Source organism: Sorangium sp. So ce145, assembly GCF_051525985.1.
GTDB lineage: Bacteria > Myxococcota_A > Polyangia > Polyangiales > Polyangiaceae > Sorangium > Sorangium cellulosum_B.
In genome coordinates this window covers 3,895,653-3,913,525 of record NZ_CP150315.1, presented here as the reverse complement: position 1 = coordinate 3,913,525, position 17,873 = coordinate 3,895,653, and the positions used below count along the sequence as shown (strand labels likewise).

Annotated in this window: 11 protein-coding genes; 6 read left to right on the top strand and 5 right to left on the bottom strand. The window is 74.9% G+C overall.

Features of this window, described 5'->3' with window-relative positions; translation table 11 throughout:
- Window positions 1-5: 5 nt before the first annotated feature.
- From WMF34_RS14860 to WMF34_RS14850, 3 genes are all read right to left on the bottom strand, one after another.
- Window positions 6-1,397: a TolC family protein gene (locus WMF34_RS14860; RefSeq protein ID WP_437993692.1), complete on the bottom strand. Its 1,392-nt coding sequence runs from the start codon at window positions 1,395-1,397 to the stop codon at window positions 6-8.
- A gap of 67 nt (window positions 1,398-1,464) precedes the next feature.
- Window positions 1,465-2,928: a sigma-54-dependent transcriptional regulator gene (locus tag WMF34_RS14855; RefSeq protein WP_012235479.1), complete on the bottom strand. Its 1,464-nt coding sequence runs from the start codon at window positions 2,926-2,928 to the stop codon at window positions 1,465-1,467.
- Window positions 2,929-2,950: 22 nt separating this feature from the next.
- Window positions 2,951-4,144: a diguanylate cyclase gene (locus WMF34_RS14850; protein ID WP_437993691.1), complete on the bottom strand. Its 1,194-nt coding sequence runs from the start codon at window positions 4,142-4,144 to the stop codon at window positions 2,951-2,953.
- A 220-nt stretch (window positions 4,145-4,364) separates the two neighbouring features.
- Between WMF34_RS14850 and WMF34_RS14845 the strand changes: the two genes are divergently transcribed.
- Entirely contained in the window at window positions 4,365-5,333 is a 969-nt protein-coding gene (locus WMF34_RS14845) for a COX15/CtaA family protein (RefSeq protein WP_437993690.1), read from the top strand.
- Between the two features lie 204 nt (window positions 5,334-5,537).
- On the opposite strand, the gene WMF34_RS14840 is transcribed toward WMF34_RS14845, so the two are convergent.
- Entirely contained in the window at window positions 5,538-6,206 is a 669-nt protein-coding gene (locus tag WMF34_RS14840) for a hypothetical protein (protein WP_437993689.1), read from the bottom strand.
- Between the two features lie 60 nt (window positions 6,207-6,266).
- Here WMF34_RS14840 and WMF34_RS14835 point away from each other — a divergent pair, with 60 nt between their 5' ends.
- Window positions 6,267-6,842, top strand: coding sequence for a DUF99 family protein (locus WMF34_RS14835; protein ID WP_044964916.1), 576 nt, complete (start codon window positions 6,267-6,269; stop codon window positions 6,840-6,842).
- 45 nt (window positions 6,843-6,887) lie between these two features.
- Here WMF34_RS14835 and WMF34_RS14830 read toward each other — a convergent pair whose 3' ends face one another.
- Complete coding sequence (locus WMF34_RS14830) at window positions 6,888-8,306, bottom strand: hypothetical protein (RefSeq protein ID WP_437993688.1); 1,419 nt, start codon at window positions 8,304-8,306, stop codon at window positions 6,888-6,890.
- Between the two features lie 208 nt (window positions 8,307-8,514).
- Here WMF34_RS14830 and WMF34_RS14825 point away from each other — a divergent pair, with 208 nt between their 5' ends.
- From WMF34_RS14825 to WMF34_RS14810, 4 genes are all read left to right on the top strand, one after another.
- Entirely contained in the window at window positions 8,515-9,135 is a 621-nt protein-coding gene (locus WMF34_RS14825; protein ID WP_231864839.1) for a bactofilin family protein, read from the top strand.
- A gap of 167 nt (window positions 9,136-9,302) precedes the next feature.
- Window positions 9,303-10,133 carry an SRPBCC family protein gene (locus WMF34_RS14820; protein ID WP_012235473.1) on the top strand — a complete coding sequence of 277 codons (831 nt, stop codon included), beginning with the start codon at window positions 9,303-9,305 and terminating at the stop codon, window positions 10,131-10,133.
- Window positions 10,134-10,658: 525 nt separating this feature from the next.
- The gene (locus WMF34_RS14815) at window positions 10,659-13,793 is read left to right on the top strand and encodes a PD-(D/E)XK nuclease family protein (protein WP_437993687.1); all 3,135 of its coding nucleotides are present in this window, start codon (window positions 10,659-10,661) and stop codon (window positions 13,791-13,793) included.
- A complete protein-coding gene (locus tag WMF34_RS14810) occupies window positions 13,790-17,833 on the top strand; it encodes a UvrD-helicase domain-containing protein (RefSeq protein WP_437993686.1) in 4,044 nt (1,347 codons plus the stop codon). Before WMF34_RS14815 ends, WMF34_RS14810 begins: the two co-directional genes overlap by 4 nt.
- Window positions 17,834-17,873 lie beyond the last annotated feature (40 nt).

Genomic DNA, 17,873 nt, shown 5'->3' with positions numbered 1-17,873 from the left:
CTCGCTCAGGTGCCGTCCGGCGCGATGGCGTCCCAGCCGGTCGCCTTCGCGAGCCGCGACATCGCCATGTCGAGATCCATCGTCGCGTTCAGCTGGTTGAATCGGTTCGTGGCATATGCCTTGGCTGGATCGATGAGATCCTTGTCCGCCATCGTCCCGACGTCGATTCCTTGCTGCACCATCACGAGCCAGCGCTTCCCGTACTTGGCCGCCTTGGTGTAGGCGTCGAGCCGCTTCTGGGCCTCCACGACCTCGGCATAGGCGGTCTCGACCTCGGTCGCGACCCCGCCCATGGCGAAGCGCTGCGTCGCGGCCATCTCCTCGAGCTGCGCCTCGGCGGCGCGGATGCGCGCCGATTGCGGCAAGAGGTCGAGCTTCCACTGCACCGCGAGCGCCGCGCTGTAATGGAAGAAGTTGCCGGGGTCGCTGGTGAACGGGTTCAGCTGATCCGCGACCTCCGGGGCGGCGCTCACCCCGACCTGCAGGGCGATGCCGATGTCGGGGAACAGCTGCGCGCGCGCGAGCCGCACCTGCGCGGACCTCGCGTCGAAGCCGGCGCGCGCCTGCGCGAGCTCCGGCCGGTACAGGCGCGCGGCGGTCAGGTAACGGGTGACGTGGCCGAGCCGGTGGTTCGGCGGCCGGATCGGGACGTCGGGGATGTCGAGATCCGCGACGCCCGTGTAGAAGCGCAGCCCCGCCAGCGCGACCGAGATGTATTTGTCGACCTCGGCCCCGCGCGCCTCGAGCTCGGCCCCGAAGGTCTGCAGCTTGAGCAGCTCGATGGGATCGCCCTCCTCGCGCTCGACCTGCTCCTCGAGGCGCCGGAGGGCCTTGTCCATCTCGGCCCTCACGTCGACGAGCAGGCTCCGCGAGTCGCGCGCGAGCTGGAGGCCGAAATAGGCCTTGCGGACGTCGAGCCGCACCGCGTCCCGCTCCTTCTCGACGCTCGCCTGGTTGACCCGGACGTTCGCCTCGGCGGCGTCCCAGAGGTTCGTGATCTTCCCGAACGTCCAGAGCGGGATGACGCCGTCGATGTTCACGCGCCAGCCGACCCCGAGGCTCGAGGTGAGCGAGACGTCGGTGTTCGGGCTGAAGACGTTGTTCCCGCGGACGGTCGGCGCGAGCGCGACGCCGCCCGTCAGCTTGAACTGCGAGAACGGGGCGTACCGGGCCTCGTCGAGCTGCGCGCGGACCTGATCGAGCTTCGCGCGCGCGGCGGCGACGTTCGGGTGATTGCGGTCGGCGAGCGCGAGCACGCCGGGGAGATCGTGGACCACCGCCGCCCGCCGCCCGGGCGCCCCGCCGGTGTCGGCGGCGGCAGCGGGGAGCGGCGCGAGCCGGACCGCGAGGGAAACGGCGGCGGCAGCAAGGGCAGCTCGTGCAGCGCGTCGGGCCATTTTCGGCGCAACGTAGCACGAGCCGGCCGCAAGCTTCTGCGACGTGCGCGCGCGACGTGTCCGCGCGTCAGCCCGCGCCGCCCTTGCTCGGCCCCGCCCCGTCGCTCTCCCCCTGCGCCGGCTCGTCTCCGCGCGACGCGACCTTTTTCTTCAGCCTCCGGAAGTTCGAGCGATCCATCCCCGCCTGCCGCGCCGCCTCGCTGAGGTTGTTGCCCGTGCGCTCCAGCAGGCGCCCGACGTAGATCTGATCGAACGCGTCGACGGCGCGCTCCTTGGCCTCCGCGTAGGGGAGATCGCAGAGCTCGGCCGGCAAGACGAGCGCGTCCCGCGGAGGGCGAAGCGGCGGCCCGGGGCGCCCCGACACCGAGGGCGGCAGATCCGCGGGCAAGATCGCCTCGCCGCGCGCGGAGATCACGGCGTGCTCGATGGCGCTCTCGAGCTCGCGCGCGTTGCCCGGCCACGCGTGCTCGCGGAGCAGGCGCGCCGCCTCGGGGCCGATCCGCTTGACGTCGCGCCCGTGCCTGCGCGCGCACCGGTTCAGGAAGTGGCTCGCGAGCAGCGCGACGTCCTCCTTGCGCCGCCGGAGCGGCGGCAGCTCGACGACGATGACGCCGAGCCGGTACGCGAGATCCTCCCGGAGCTGGCCGGCGGAGGCGAGCTCGCGGAGGCCTTCGCACGTCGACGCGATCACGCGCACGTCGACGCGGCGCGGCTCGCCCCCCGCCCTCGCGATCTCGCCGTGCGTGAGGACCCGGAGCAGCCTGGCCTGGGCCGCGGGCGGCAGCGCCGAGACCTCGTCGAGGAAGAGCGTGCCCTTGTCCGCCGCCTCGATCAGGCCCCCGCGGGCGCGCCCGTCCGGCGGGGCGTCGCCGCCTTCGCCGAAGAGCTCGTCCTCGGCCCGCGACCCCGGCAGCGCGCCGCAGTCGACGGCGACGAACGGCCGCGCGGCGCGCGGGCCGCGCCGGTGGACGGCGCGCGCGACGAGCTCCTTGCCCGTCCCGCGCTCGCCGATCAACAGGAGGGGCGCGGCGACGGCCGCCACGCCGAGCGCCTTCCTGTAGGCGTCCTGCATCGCGGCTGAGCTCGTGATCACCTCGCCGAGCTGCTCGTGCTCGTCGACCCGCTCCTCGAGGGCCCGCGCGCGGCCCTCGAGCCGCCGGCGCTCGATCGCGCGCTCGATCGCGATCGAGACCGCGGCCTCCGCGTCGACGGGCTTCGTCACGAACCCGTACGCGCCGGCGCGCACGGCCGCGATCGCGGCGTCGAGGTCGGCGTGGCCGGCCATCACCACGACCTCGACGTCGGGGTACGTCGCCCTGATCCGATCGAGCACCTCGGCGCCGCTCATGCGCGGCATGGCGAGGTCGAGCAGCACCGCCTCGACGCGGGTCGTCGCGAGCAGCCCGAGCGCCGCGGGGCCGTCCTCGGCGGTGAGGACGTCGAAGTCGCGCACGAGCGCGCGCGCCAGGCCGCGGCGCAGGGCCGGCTCGTCGTCGACGAGGAGGATACGGGCGCGATCTGCGGCGTTCACGAGGCGGCGCGGCGGGGCGGGGCTACAGCGGCTTGCGTGAGGCGAAGGGCGGGAGGTCGGTGCCCCGGCGCGTCTGCGGCTCCCTCGGCTCGTCCGTAGCCGAAGGCGCCGTATGCGCCGTATGCGCCGTATGCGCCGCGTGCGTCGCGGCGAAGGCGGGATCGCTGGAGCGGCGGAGCTTCCCCGGCGGCGGCGAGGACTGCGGCTCGCCGCCCGCCGCCGGCGTGTAGATCTGGCCGTGCTGCTGGAAGACGCAGATCCGGTTGCCGCCCTCGCGCTTCGCCTGGTTGAGCGCGCTCTCGGCGGCGCGGATCAGCCCGTCCTTGGAGCGGACGTCGCGCGAGGGGTAGAGCGCGACGCCGATCGAGACGCTGCACGGCCTCGCCTCTCCGCCGAACTCGACCGGGTTGCCGGCGGCCTCGCGCCAGATCCGCTCGGCCACCGTCAGCGACCCGGCGAAGTGGGTGCTCGGCAGGACGATGAGGAACTCCTCGCCGCCGTAGCGCGCGACCACGTCCACCTCCCGGACGGAGCGGCGGATCCCATCGGCCACGCGCCGGATCACGGCGTCGCCGAGCGTGCGCCCCCCGGTCTCGTTCATCACCTTCAGCCGATCGATGTCGACGAGCACGCAGGCGAACGGCTCGTGGTAGCGCTCCGCGCGCTTGAACTCCTCGTTGAGCCGCGTGAAGAGGTACCGGTAGTTGTAGAGCCCCGTCATCTCGTCGTGGATGGAGAGCTGCTCCAGGTAGGCGCGCTGCGCCGCGACCTGGTCGTGCAGCCGCTTGATCCGGAGCATCGCGCCGACCCGCGCGAGGAGCTCCTCCTCCTCGAACGGCTTGCAGACGTAGTCGTCGGCGCCGATCTTGAGCCCCTCGACCCGGTTCGCCGTGTCGCTCTTCACGGTGACCAGCACGACGGGGAGGAACGACTCGGAGGTCATGCTCTTGAGCAGCCTGCACGCCTCGAGGCCGGTGAGCCGGGGCATCACGATGTCGAGGAGCACGAGATCGACCCCTCCCCGCCCGATCAGCTCGATCGCCTCCTGACCGTCGTCGACCGCCTCGACCTGGAAGCCCGCCTTCTGGAGGATGCTCACCAGCATCTGGCGCGCGAGGCGGTCGTCGTCCGCGACGACGATCCTGGCCGGTCGACCGCTCGGGAGCTCGATCGGCGCGGAGAGCGGAGCGCTTCGGAGTTCGTCGCTGTTCGGCACCGGCACATCCTCCCTTCAGCCGGGGCCGGGCGCAACGAGATCGCGCTGCGGCGGACGCCGCCTCGCCGGAGGTCGCGCGCGCTCGCGCGCGGTCGCGCGCAATTACGCGCAATTATGCGCAATTACGCTGACGATCGCGGGAGTTGCCCGGGCGAGTCGCCCCCGCATCGCCGATCTCGCGCGGGCTGCCGTCGCGCTGGTTTCGCGGTAAGGACCCGGCATGACTCAGGCGCGGTTCTGGAAGCTCGCGGCGCTCGCGCTGGCCTTCACGCTCGGCGTGATCCTGTGGGGCGCGTTCGTGCGCGCGACCGGCTCGGGGGCCGGCTGCGGCAGCCACTGGCCGACGTGCAACGGCGACGTCATCCCACGCTCTCCGAGCGCGGCGACCCTCATCGAGTTCACGCACCGCGCCACCTCGGGCGTCGCGTTCCTGCTCGTCGCGCTGCAGCTCGTCTGGGCCTTCGTCGCGTATCCGTCGGGCCACCCCGTGCGCGGCGGCGCGGCCGCGTCGATGCTGTTCATGATCACCGAGGCGGCGGTCGGCGCCGGGATCGTCCTGCTCGAGTACGTCGCCCACGACGCGTCGGCGGCCCGCGCGATCTGGATGGCCGTGCACCTCATCAACACGTTCCTGCTGGTGGGCGCCATGACCTGCACCCTCTACTGGGCGCGCGGGGGCCGGCGCGTGCGCCTGCGCGGCCAGGGGGTGACGGGCGCGCTGCTCGGCGCCGGGCTCGCGGGGGTCCTGGCGGTGGGCGTGACCGGGGCCATCGCCGCGCTCGGGGACACGCTCTTCGCCGCGGCCTCGCTCCGCGAGGGCCTGGCGCAGGATTTCTCGCCCGCGGCGCACTTCCTGCTGCAGCTGCGCGTGCTGCACCCGACCGTGGCGGCGGCCGTCGGCGTCTACCTGCTCTTCGCCCGCGGCGCCGTCGCTGCCCGGCGCCCCTCGCCCGAGGTCGCGCGGCTCTCGGCGGCGACCGGAGCGCTCGTGCTGCTGCAGCTCGGCGCGGGGCTCCTCAACCTCTTCTTGCTCGCGCCGGTATGGATGCAGCTCGTCCACCTCCTGCTCGCCGATCTCCTGTGGATGGTCCTCGTCACGTTCGCCGCGGCGGCGATGAGCGAGCAGGCCTCGCCCGCGGACGCGGGCCCGCCCGGGGAGAAGGCCCGGCGGGAGGCCGTCGCCATCTAGTTGCCGTCTGGCGGTGAGCTCGGCCGCAGCCGACCGGAGTTCTACAGCGGTTTCCGCCCACCTGTGCTGCATGCAGAGCAGAGCGGCGGTCACCCGCACAGGAGACGGGCCCAGATCGGCGTTTTCGGCGCGCAAGCGCACTCCGGTGCGCTGAGCACCGAAAACGTCGAGGTGGGCCCGTATCCGAAGCGGGTGACCGCCGCTCTAGAGATCCGAGCTCTCCTCGTCGCTCCCGGGGTCCTGCGAGATCGTGCGGCGCTCCGAGCGCTTGCGCGCTCCCTCGGCGGGCGCCGCGGAGCGCTGCTCGGGGACGGACGGGGGGAAGTCGACCTGGAGCACCATCCCTTGATCGGTCTCGAGCACGCGGTAGGTCGCGTCGGCCTGGGTGCGGAGGTCGATCACCATGTCGAGATCGTTGCCCTGGCCGACGAGCTGCACCTGGGTCACGGGGGTCGCGAAGAACGACGTCACGAGCGGGAAGCGGTTCGTCTGGATCGCCCCCGCGCCCTTCAGCCGGTAGACGAGGCGTCCGGCGGCCTTCGACTCGGCGACGTCGACCTTGCCGCCGTGGATCTGCACGAACACGCGCGAGCCGCCGGTCGGGAGCATGCGGAAGCCGGGGAAGGTGGCGACCGGCCGCCCGGCGAGGCTCGCCTGCGCGTCCTTCTTGGGCTTGCGCGCGCGCCCGGGGCGCTGCGGCGCGCTGCCGCCGCGCGGCTTGTTGACCGCCGGCTTCTGCGGGGCCGCGGCCTTCTCCGGCGCCGCGGGGGCCTTCGGGGCCGGCTGGGCGGTGGCGCCCTGCGCGAAGGCCAGCGACGAGGCGAGGCCGAGGGCCAGCGAGAGGCTCAGCGAGAGGTGCCTGGAAGGTCGCATCCTAGCAGTACAGCACGACCGCCTGGCCCGGCAAAGACGGCAGCACGGTAAGCTCCGCGTGTGCCGGCCCGCGCTCCACGCTTCTCGCACGTCATCGGCGTCGACGACGCGCCGTTCGCCCGCGACCACCGCGGCGACGTGCTGGTCGTCGGGACCGTCTTTTCGGGGCTGCGCCTCGAGGGCGTCCTCTCCACCCGCGCGAGGCGCGACGGGCGGAACGCCACGCCCGCGATCGCCGCGATGATCCGCGGCTCGCGCTTCTACGCCCAGGCGCAGGTGGTCATGCTCCAGGGCATCGCGGTGGCGGGCTTCAACGTCGTCGATCTCGCGGCGCTCCACGAAGCCCTCGCCCTGCCGGTCGTGGTGGTGGCGCGGCGCCTCCCGGACCTCGACGCGATCCGCGACGCGCTGCTCTCGCGCGTCCGCGGAGGGCGCCGCAAGTGGGCGCTCATCCAGCGCGCCGGCCCGATGGAGCCGGTCGCGGACGTGTACGTGCAGCGCGCCGGCATCTCGCTGGACGACGCGGGCGCGCTCATCGCGCGGCTCTCGGTGAACGGCCACCTCCCCGAGCCCCTGCGCGCCGCGCACCTCATCGCCGGCGGGCTGACCACCGGCGAGAGCCGCGGGCGCGCGTAACTGGACGCTGACGAGCCGCCGACGGGCCGCGACGGCTCGCGCGCGTCAGAGCGCCTGCCGGCGCGGAGCGCTGGCGGCGCCCGCCTTCTCGGGCTTCTCCCCGCGGCCGGTCACCTTCGAGTAGATGACGTCGAGGTTGGCGGTGATGTCGAGGTAGAACTGAGCGTCAGGACTGTGGAAGAAATTCCTGCGCTGGCCGTCGAGGCCGAGCTGCATGTTGCTGTTGTTGTACCCGAGCGTGAGGCCGACGACCTCGTAGACCGGGTAGCTCACGCTGACATCGAAGGCCGTCTGGACGGCGTAGGTGGGCCCCTGGGAGCCCTCGTACGGGGCGCAGCCGGTCGGGAGCCTGGCGCATCCCCCTTCGAACTCGTGCTTGAACTGGCTGATGAACCTGAAGCTCGTCGCCAGGGAGAGATCCTTGTAGAGCGGCAGATCGACCTCGAGGCCCGTGCTCAGGCTATCCATGGTCTGAGACGACCCGCTCAGCTGGTCGTCGAACATCGGGTCACCGCTCGCGGCCGTCCGGGGCCGCCGGAGGCCAGTTTTCACCGGCGTGTACGAGTCCGCGAACAGATGGGCGTAGGTCACGCCGAGCGTCGCCGTCACGTTGTTCAGCCCGTCGGCCTTCGAACCGAGCAGCTTGATCTTCTGGGTGATCTGCGGGCCAACCGACAGGAGGAAGTACTTGCCGGAGTTCGAGCTGTTCGGCGAGGTCGGCAGGAGCACCCGCAGCCGCATGGCCCCGTCCGTCTTGTACTCGCCTTCGTTCGCGCCGCCGCTCTGCCAGAGCTCGCGGCTGTACCGGGCGCTGAGCCCGGTGTCCTTGAACTGCGGCTCACGGTAATCCGTCGTGGTGTCGCTGTTCGTGAGCTCGGTAACCCAGCCGATCTCGGCGGACACCGACACCTTGTCCTTGGGCAGGTCGAGCACATAGAAGTTGGGCCGGAACGTGAAGTCCCAGCCGTAGACCTGGATGGCGGGGATATACTCCCCGCCGACACCGAACAGGGTCGTGCTACCGCCCTGGTTCCAGGTGAACGTCGTCCCTCGCCAGCGCAGGGTCGTCTCTTCGTCTTCCTCCTGGACGGTGTCGGCCGCAGTGGCCTGAGTCCACTGCACCGTCGGGGAGACCGCTGCGTCGGGCCGCGGTGACACCGGGGCGGGCGGCGGCTCTCCGGGAGGCGCCGGCTGCGCGGGCGGCGCTGGCTCCGCGGGCGGAGCAGCAGCGGGCGCCGCAGCCACGCCCGGCGCAGCGGCAGGAGCGCCGGGAGCCGCGGGAGCGCCGGGCGCTGCAGCAGGAGCACCGGGCGCCGCCGGCGCCGGGGCGGCCGGTTGCTCGGTCGGCTGGAGCGGCGTGGGGTCGACCGGCGGAGCTGTCGGCGGCGCGGGCGGCGTCTGCGCGGACGCTACCGAGATGCTGCCCAGGACACCGGCAGCCACAAGCAACGATCGGAACGTCATCTCCACTCCCTCTCCTGGTCGCCTCGGACCCTCACGCTCCACGCGCCCCCGGCGATCAGCACGCCGGAACACCTGCTCGGTCCGCCCCCTCTGCAGAAAACGTACCCCGCCGCAAATCGAGCCCAAGCATCTGAAATCATTCAACATACACGGCCACCGCCGCGCGCCCGTTACGCGACTGACGCGCACCCCCGTTGCGAATGTGACGATGCCTGAAGTAAGCCAGCAGGCGATGGAGCCGATGTCCTTCCCGGGCGACAGGGATTCGCCCCTCTCGCCGCGATCCCCAGGAAGCCCCCGCGGCGACGACGGCGGGGGCCACCGGCCCACCGAGATCAACGCCCTCCTGGGCCGCGGTACGCACTTCGAAGGCAAGCTCTTCTTCGAGGGCCGCGTGCGCATCGACGGCAGCTTCCGCGGCGAGATCCGCGGCGAGGACGTGCTCGTGATCGGCGAAGGGGCGCTCGTGATCGGGGAGATCCACGTCGTGACGTGCATCGTCACGGGCGGCGAGGTCCAGGCGAGCATCCGCGCCCGCGATGCCATCGAGCTCTACGCTCCATCCAAGGTGACCGGCGCCCTGCACGCGCCCGCCATCTTCATCGACCGCGGCGTGCAGTTCGACGGCTCCTGCAAGATGGCCCCGCTCGACGAGGAGCCAGGCGAGCGGCCGCTGCGGCCGCCCGCGGCGTCGTCCGAGCCCGACGCCGACGCTGCCGGACAGGCCGCGAACGCCGCGCCCACGACGCCCACGACGCCGATGACCGACGACAGCGGCGGCAGCGCGCAGCGCGGCGTGAACGCGAAGCGCGCCGACGCCGACCGCTGAATTCCGACCTCGTCCGAAGAAAGCATGTTTTCTGTAGTGCGCAGGCGTGCGGCCGCGTGCTGACGGGGTTACATCTAGCGAGGGGCTGCGGTCTCGCCGCCCGAGGCGCATGTCCGCGACGTGGGGGGGAGCCCGCGCTGACGGACGTCGCTCGAACAGGAGAGTCCATGAAGAAACTGTGGTCCCTGTCCTTGATCGCCTTCTCGCTCGCCGTCCTCGCCCTCTCCCTCTCGCCGCGCGCGGCCCGCGCCGCCGACGCCGAGTCGGAGAAGCTCGCGTCGCTCGGGAAGGCGCTCCGGTACACGCTGAAGACCACCGGGCCCGTCGCCGCGATCGACACCGGGGGCGCGGCGATCCTCGTGAAAGCGCCCCTGCCGACGGTCCGGAAGATCGTCACCTCGTACGGCAACTACAAGACGTTCATCGGCCCCTTCGACCAGAGCCGCGTGCTCACGAAGCGCAAGGGCACGAGCGAGGTCTATCTCCAGGTGCCGATCCTGAACGGCGCCGCGCACATCTGGACGGTCGCCGACATGTCGCCGCCCACGAAGGACGGCGCCGATGAGGTGATCTCCGGCCGCCACAAGCGCGGCAACGTCGCCGACTTCCGCGCCCGCTGGCGGCTCCGCGCCGTCGACGAGCACCACACGATCCTGAAGCTCGAGCTCTTCGTCGCCCCGAAGCTCCCTTTCCCGCCCTCGGTCGTGACGACACAGCTCGTCAAGGCGGCCGACAAGGCGGTGACCGCCGTGCGGAATCGCGCACAGTCCGAGGTGCCCCCCGGCGCCGGGGCGACCACCGCCGCCGCCACCGACGTTCCGCCGGGCGCCGCGGCGAGCGCGTCCGCCGCCGCGTCCGCAGGCGCCGCTCCCGCCGCGCGAGGCGACGAGCAGCGCAGCGTGACAGCGGCGCCCGCCGTGCTGCCAGCGAGCGTGGCCGATCTGCCGCCGGCCGACGACACAAGCGTCCGCCGCGACAAGGACGTGGCGCGCCGCTAGCTCTCTCCGCAACCGACGCCTACGGACGCAACCGACCCGACCGACAGGGCGCCTCGCGACAGAGCGCCCAGCCACCCCCTCCCCGTCTCTCCTTCCGTCCGCCCTTCCCCGCTCGGTCTACCGAGACGGCTCACGCCCCCGTCGTGACGCCCGGTCGCCTCCGATCGCCGCCGCCCGCCGCTGAGCCTGTTGAAAACCCCTGAGCGCCCCGGGCGTGCTCCGGCGCGCGCTCGCTGGGTGCAACTCCGCAGATCTACGGAGGCTACGGCGCGGACCGTCCAGGGTTCCCAACAGGTTTTTCAACACGCATTCCGATTTCCCCACAAGAATTCCCACATTCCGCGAGACTTTTTCAACAAGGCGCGCCCCCGGCGGAGGTTGCGAGGGGACGGATGCATGAAGTAAAGGGTCTGCCGTGAGGTACCCCTTGCTGGACGTGCATTCAGATGCGCCGGCGCCCTCTCAGCCCCCTGCCGCGGCGGGCGCCTGCGCTTCCCGGGAGCGGCGCTCGGCCGTCTCGCGGTGGTGAGCAGAACATCGCTCCTCATTGTCCCGACCGAGCGGCACGTCGAACGCGAGCTCGCCTCTCTCGATCTGCGCGACGCGCGCACCGCGGACCAGGAAATCCGCTCACGGTGGAGCTTCGTCTCCGAGGCGCTCGCCCTGCTGGCGCCGGACGCCGCCATAGCGAGCCCTCACACCACCCGCCTCGCCACCCGGCTCGCCCTCGACGCCCTGCCGCCGGATCGGCTGCGGCAGCCGGTCGAGCCCGCCGCGCGCGTCGCGCTCGCGCACGCCATCGACCGCGCCCTCGGGGCCTTCCGGCGCGCCGGGACCTCCCCGGCGGAGCTGCGGGCGCTCGGGACCCCGTACACGATCGCCATCGCCGAGGTCCTCGATCGGGCGGACGCCGCCCTGCGGGCAGCGCGCCTCGTCGACCCGCGCTGCGCGGGGTTCCTGCTCGCGCGGGCGCTCCGCTCGGCCGGCGCGTCCGCCGCGCTCCCGCTCCCGCGCGAGGTCGCGATCCGCGGCGCCGTGGCCTGGGAGCCCGACGATCTCGCCTGGGTCGAGGCGCTCCACGCCGCGGTCCGCGCCCGCGGCGGCGCGGGCGTCACCGTCGAGCTGCCCGCGCTGCCGGACGACGGCGCGGCGCCGGTCGCCGACGCCCTGGAGCGGCGCTGGGCCTCGCTCGAGGACGCGCCGGAGATCGCGTGGGTGCCCGACGGCGGAGCGGAGCCGCTCGCCGCCATCGCGGCGAAGACCCCGGAGGGCGAGGCGCGCGCCGCCGCCGCCGAGGTGGCCGCCGCGCTCGGCCGCGGGATCCCGCCCGAGCGGATCGCCCTCGTCGTGCCGGCGCTCGACGACGCCGCGCTCGAGCCCCTCCGCGCCGCCCTCGCCGACGCGGGCGTCCGCTCGTCGGAGCCCCGCGGCCGCGCCGCCGCGAGCTGCCCCGACGGGCGCGTCGCGCTCGCCCTCCTGCGCCTCGCCGTCGGGCCGGTGCGCCGCGAGCAGGCGATCGAGATCCTCCGCGCCCCGGGGGTCCACGCCGGCGCCTGGATGGACCGCACGTCCGCCGCCGAGGCGGAGCGGCGCTCGACCGACCTCGCCCACCGGCTGCGCGACGTGCCGGTCGAGGTGGATCGCACGGGCCGGCTGCTCATCGACGGCCTCATCTCGGTCGTGGCGGCCCGCCGCGCGGACCGCCGCGCAGGGACGGCGCGGACGCCGCCGGCGGCCGCGCAAGAGGCGCTGAGCGACGCGGAGCTCGCCCTGGGCTTTTCGGTGCTGGGCGGCGCGCACGGCGACGAGGACGGCGACGACGAGGCGTGGATGCCGCACGCGCTGGAGCGGCTGCTCGCCAGCGCCCGCTGGATCGGCGAGGCGACGACGCGGCCCGAGATCGTGCGGCGCTTCCTGTCGCTCCTCGACAAGCTGGGCTTCGGCGAGCCCGGGATCGAGGAGCTCCGCGCCGCGCTGCGCGGCGAGCGGCGGAGCGGCGGCGCGCTCGAGGCGATGGGTGCGATGGGTCAGGGCGCGCGGGCCGCGCGCGCGATCCGCGAGCAGGCCGAGGCGCTCGCGCGGGCCGCGTACGACCTCGGCTGCGAGGAGCGCCCCGCCACCGCGGCCGAGATCTACGCGGAGCTCGAGCGGGCCGCGGCCGAGCAGGGCGCCGGGCCGCGCGGCGACGCCGGCCGCGCCGGCGCGGTGCGCATCGACGTCGCCGCGGGGTTCACGGCGCTCGAGAACGACGTGGTGGTAGTGACCGGGCTCGACGCGCGCGCCTACGGCGGCAGCCCGGGCGCGGACGAGACGCTGCTCGGCGAGGCGCTCCGCGGGAGGCTGCCGGCGCCGAGCCGCCCCGCGACGGGGCGCGAGCGCCAGGCGGCCCAGCGCGCGGAGCTCGGCTGGGCGCTCGCCGGCGCCCGGCGCGTCGCCCTCTGCTACACGCGCGGGGACGACAGCGAGCCGAACGAGCCGCACCCGCTCTTCATCGCGGCCGCGGCGGCCGGCGCGCACCAGCGGACGGAGCCCGCCTCGCGCGTCGCCCCGGACGCGGCGCCCCTCGGCCCGCGCGACGCGGAGCTCATCGCCCTCGCGGGCGGCGGGCGGCCGGCGGCGGACCTCGCGGAGCGGATCCGGATCGAGCGCGCCCGCGCGGACTTCTTCCTCGATCCGCGCGCGCCGATCGACCTCCACACGGGCCGCGTCCTCGTCGACCGCGACCCCGCGCTCGCCGCGCAGCTCAGGGCCGCGATCGGCGGGGCGCACCCCGACAGGCCGATCGCCGTCACCCACATCGAGCGCGCCGTGGGCTGCGCCTTCGCGGCGTTCGCCCGCCGCGTCCTGCACGTGCGCCGCGCCGAGGATCTCGCCGAGTCGGCCGACGCGCGCGAGCGCGGCACGCTGATCCACCGCGCCCTGCAGGCCTCGTTCGAGGCGCTGCGCGAGCTCGGCCCGGAGCGCGATCCGGCCGAGCAGCTCGCCGCGGCGCGCGCCGCGGCCGAGGCGGCGCTCGGCGTCTCGGCGCCCATGGCCCCGCTCCGCCGCGAGGCGGTCGAGAAGGCGATCGCGGACGTGATGGAGGTCGTGGCCCGCACGCTCGACGGAGACGGGGAGGACGCGTCGCCGGAGCTCCGCTTCTTCCTCGCCGAGCGGCGCTTCGGCGCCGGAGAGCCGCCCCCCTGGCAGCCGCTCGAGCTCCCCCCGCTGTCCGACGAGGAGGGCGGCCCGAGCCTGTGGGTCGACGGCCAGATCGACAGGCTCGATCGATCGACCGACCAGCGCGTCGTGCGGGTCGTCGACTACAAGACCGGCAAGCTCCCCGACGCCAAGGAGCGGCGGAGGGCGCTCCAGCTGCCGCTGTACAGCGCCATCGCGGCGCGCGCGCTGGGCGCGGAGGAGGTGCGGGCCGTCTACATCGGCGTGCGCCAGCGCGGGCTGATCGAGCTGTGGCCGCGCACGGCCGAGGACCAGCGCGCGCTCGCCGAGGGCTGGGCCGAGGCCGCGCGCACGGCGCGGGCCGCGGTCGTCGCGCTCTGGGAGGGCAAGGCCGCGCCGCGGCCGACGCTCTCGACGATGTGCGCGCGGTGCGACGCGCGCGACGTGTGCCGCCGCCCCGCGGTCGTGCCGAGCGACGAGGCCGCGGAGGAGGTCGCGTGAGCGCCGCGCCGCGCGGCGCGGAGCTCGCCGAGGGCGACGCGCTCATCTACGCCTTCCGCCGCAACGTCGTGGTCGCCGCGAGCGCCGGCACCGGCAAGACCCACCGCCTCACGGCGCTCTACGTGCTGCTCGCGCTCGGCCTCACTTCCCTCGGCCTGCCCGACGCCGCGTCCGCCGCGCCGCCCGTGCCGCCGGACCGCATCGTCGCGACGACGTTCTCGCGCGCCGCGGCGCGGGAGATCGCCCACCGCGTCGAGCGCTCGCTCCGCGAGATCGCCCGCTGGAACGGCGAGGCGGACATCCCCTTCGCCGACATCCTCCGGGCGCGGCAGGCGGCCGTCGCCGGCCTCGGCGGCGCGTCGCTGCCCGTCGCCGAGCTGCGCAAGCGCGCGGAGGAGGCGCTCGCCCGCCTCCCCGCCGCGCGCATCGACACGCTCCACGGCGTCGCGAAGCAGATCGTGGACCGGCACGCGATCGCGATGGGGCTCTCGCCCTCGGCCCGGATCCTCGACGAGGAGGAGGCGCAGGCGCTCAGCGACCTCGCGGTCGACGAGGCGCTGAGCCGCGCGCTCGCCGAGGGGGGCGAGCGCGCCGAGGCCGCGCGCGCGCTCATCGCCGCGACGGGCGGCGTCGAGGCCGCGCGGAGCGAGGTCACGCGGCTGCTCGACCGGCTCGACGAGGACGGCCTCGCGCCGCGCCGGCTCGCCGTGTCCGACCACGCCGCCGAGGCCGGCGCGCTCGCGCGGGAGCTCCGCCGCCTCGCCGCCGAGAGCGCCGCGCTCGGCAGCGCCGCCTTCCGCGCGCCGGCGGCGGCGCTCGCGGCCGCGCTCGGCCGCGAGGACGGCGGCGCGCCCTTCCCCGCGAGCGCGGCGAGCGCCCCGCTCATCGAGCTCCTCACGCAGCGCAAGCCGCACAAGAGCAAGTCCACGCCGGCCGACGAGGCGCTCATCGCCTTCCGCGAGGCGCTGCCGGGCGAGACCCACCGCGACAAGGCGCAGCAGCTGCTCGGCTTCCTCCGCGAGGCCCCGGCGCTGTCGCGCCGCGAGGCGCGGATCGTCGAGCTGCTGGAGGAGATCCGCGAGCGGCTCTCGGCGATCCGCCGCACCGAGGGCGGCCTCGGGTTCGGGGATCTCCTGCGCGCCGCCCGCGACGGCCTGCGGGACGATCCGGCGATCGGCGCGGCGGTCCGCGGCTCGGTCGACGTGCTGCTCGTCGACGAGTTCCAGGACACGAGCGCGGTGCAGCGCGATCTCGTCTATCTCCTGCGCGAGCGGGACGACGCGGCCCTCTCGCGCCCGGCCGGCGTGGCCCCGACGGCGGCCGGCCTGTCCGGTCATGGCCTGTTCCTCGTCGGCGATCGCAAGCAATCCATCTACGGGTTCCGCGGGGCCGACGTCTCCATCTTCTGCCGCGTCTGCGCGGAGCTCGCCGGCGCCGCCGCGGGCCGCGCGCTCGAGCTCGCGCCCGCGCTCTGGTCGCCGGATCCGAGCGCGGATTTCGTGGCGCTCCGCGAGAGCCGCCGATCGACGCCCGAGCTGCTCGCGTTCATCAACGCCTTCTCCGCGCGCGATTTCGCCCAGGACCGCGGCGCGGGCGATGGCGGCGCGGGCGCGCGCGAGGTTGGAAGTCCGCCGCGCGAGTTCGAGATCGCCTACAGCGCGGCGGAGCACCTCGTCGCGGCGCCGGGCAGGGCCGCGGAGGGCCCGACGAACGTCGTGCTCGTCAGCGACGGCGGCGGCGCTCCGGACGGGGTCGACGCCCTGGTCCGGGACGCGCGCGGACAGCTGCGCGAGGCGCTGATCGCGGCAGCGTACATCGCGCGGCGCGTCCGCGGCGCGGGCGGCGACGGCGCTGCGGGCGGCGACGGCGCCGCGACCGGCGATCTGCGCTTCCGCGACGTCGCCGTGCTCACCCGCCGGAGGAGCACGATCCCGCTCGTCGAGCTCGCGCTCGCGCGCCTCGAGATCCCGTACGTGGTGGCCGGCCGCGCGCTCTTCGACGCGGCCGAGGTCCGCGATCTGGCCGCGATCCTCCGCCTCCTGCTCGATCCGCGCGATCGCCTTGCCCTGGCGACCGTCCTCCGCGGCCCGGTGGTGGCGCTCTCCGACACGTCGCTCGCGCTCCTCGCGCCTCCTGGGCGCGGCCTCGCCGTCCCGTTGCTCGGCCGCTGGCCGGCCGCCGCGCTGGCGCAGGGGGTCTGGTCGCCCTCCCCGGACGACGCCGAGCTCGACGACGGGCGCCCGCTCCCCGTCCTCGCGCGCCTGCCCGCGGGCGATCGCGAGCGCCTCGAGGCGTTCCGCGCCCGCTATGCCGGACTGCGCCGCGCGGCGCTCCGCTCGACGCCGGGCGAGGCGATCCGCGCCGCGGTCACCGCCTTCGATCTCGACCGCGTCCTCGCGGCGCTCCCTCGCGCCCAGGCCCGCCTCGGCAACGTCGACCGCCTCGTCTCCATCGCCCGCCGCCGGGGCGGCTCGCTCGCGAGCTTCGTCCGCTGGCTCGACCGCCGCATCCGCGACGAGGCGGACGAGCCCGAGGCCGCTGTCTTCTCGCCCGAGGACGACGCCGTGCGGCTCACGACGATCCACGCCAGCAAGGGGCTCGATTTCCCGGCCGTCGTGCTCCTGGATCTCAACGCGGAGCCCCGCGCGTCTCAGCCTGGCCTGAGCTACGTCCCCGCCGCGGGGGACCGGCCTGCCGCCCTGCTCGTGCGCCACTACGCGCGGATCGTCGACGGGCGGTCGCGGACCGGCTCGCTCCACGACGCCGAGGCGTCGGCGCGCGGGCCGTCGTTCCCCGTCAGCACGCCCGCGCTCCAGGCGGCGCGCGCCGAGGTGCGGGCGCGGGAGCGCGCCGAGCGGCAGCGGCTCACGTACGTCGCGATCACGCGCGCCCGCCGCGAGCTCGTGCTCGTCGGCGCCGAGGCGAAGCCGCGGAGCGGCTCGGCGTGGCTCACGCTGAAGGCGGCGGTCGACGCCGAGCCCCGGGCCGCGGCCGCGGTCGACGCGGAGCCCCGCATCGCCGCGGCGGACGTCGGCGTCGAGGCCCCCACGCTCGCCGGCACCCTCCGCGCGACGCTCGACGCCAGCTCGCTGCTCGCCGGGGCGAAGGCGCCCGCGCCTGGCACCGACGCGTACGCCCGCGCCGCGCCGGCCCCCCGGGCGCCGCCGACGATCGGGCCTGCCCGCGCGCAGACCGTGCTGGTCGCGGCGGCGTCGCTGGCGGCGTTCCAGGCGTGCCCGCGCCGCTTCCGGCTGCGCCACCTCCTCGGAATCGCCGAGCCTGCCGGCGAGGGCCAGCTCGGCCTGTTCGACGTCGAGGGCCCGCCCGAGCTCCCGGGCGAGGAGCGCGTCGAGCTCGAGGACGGCGCGGACCCTCGCCCTCCCGGCCGCGCCGTGCACCGGGTGCTCCAGCGCTGGCCGCGCGCGCGCTGGGGTGAGCCGACCGAGCCCCAGGACGTCGCCGCCCGCCTCGCCTTCGAGGGGTTCCCGCCGCACGGCCCGGACGTGCTGCGCACCGCGGAGCGCATCGCGCGCTTCCTGGACGGCCCCTACGCGCGGCAGGTGCGCGGCGAGGAGGCGTCGCTCCTCCGGGAGGAGGCGCTCGTGCTCGACGTCGAGCCCCAGCGCGCCGGACGGCGGCGCGGCGCGAGGCTCGCGCTCTCGCTCGCCATCGATCTCGCCGTCCTGCACCCGGGCGGCCTCATCGACGTCGTCGAGTACAAGCGCGCGCGCCCCCGGGCGGATCTCTCGCCGTACGAGCTCCGCCTGCGCGCGTGTGCGCTCGCGCTCAGGAGGCGCCACCCCGACCGCCCCGTCCGCGCGGGCGTGCTCTTCGTCGGCGCCGAGGTCGAGCCCGTGTGGCTCGCGGCCTCGGGCCCCCTGGGGACGCTCACCGACGACGAGCACGCGCGGTTCGAGCGCGAGCTCGCCCGGCTGGCCGAGCGCTTCGCCGAGGCGAGGGCCGAGGATCGCTTCGACGGCGTCCCGGTCGAGGCGTGCCGCAAGCTGCGCTGCGGCTTCGTGCGCGCTTGCCACGGCTAGCGTCGCCGCGGCCCCGGAGCACGATCGAAATCGAGCGAAG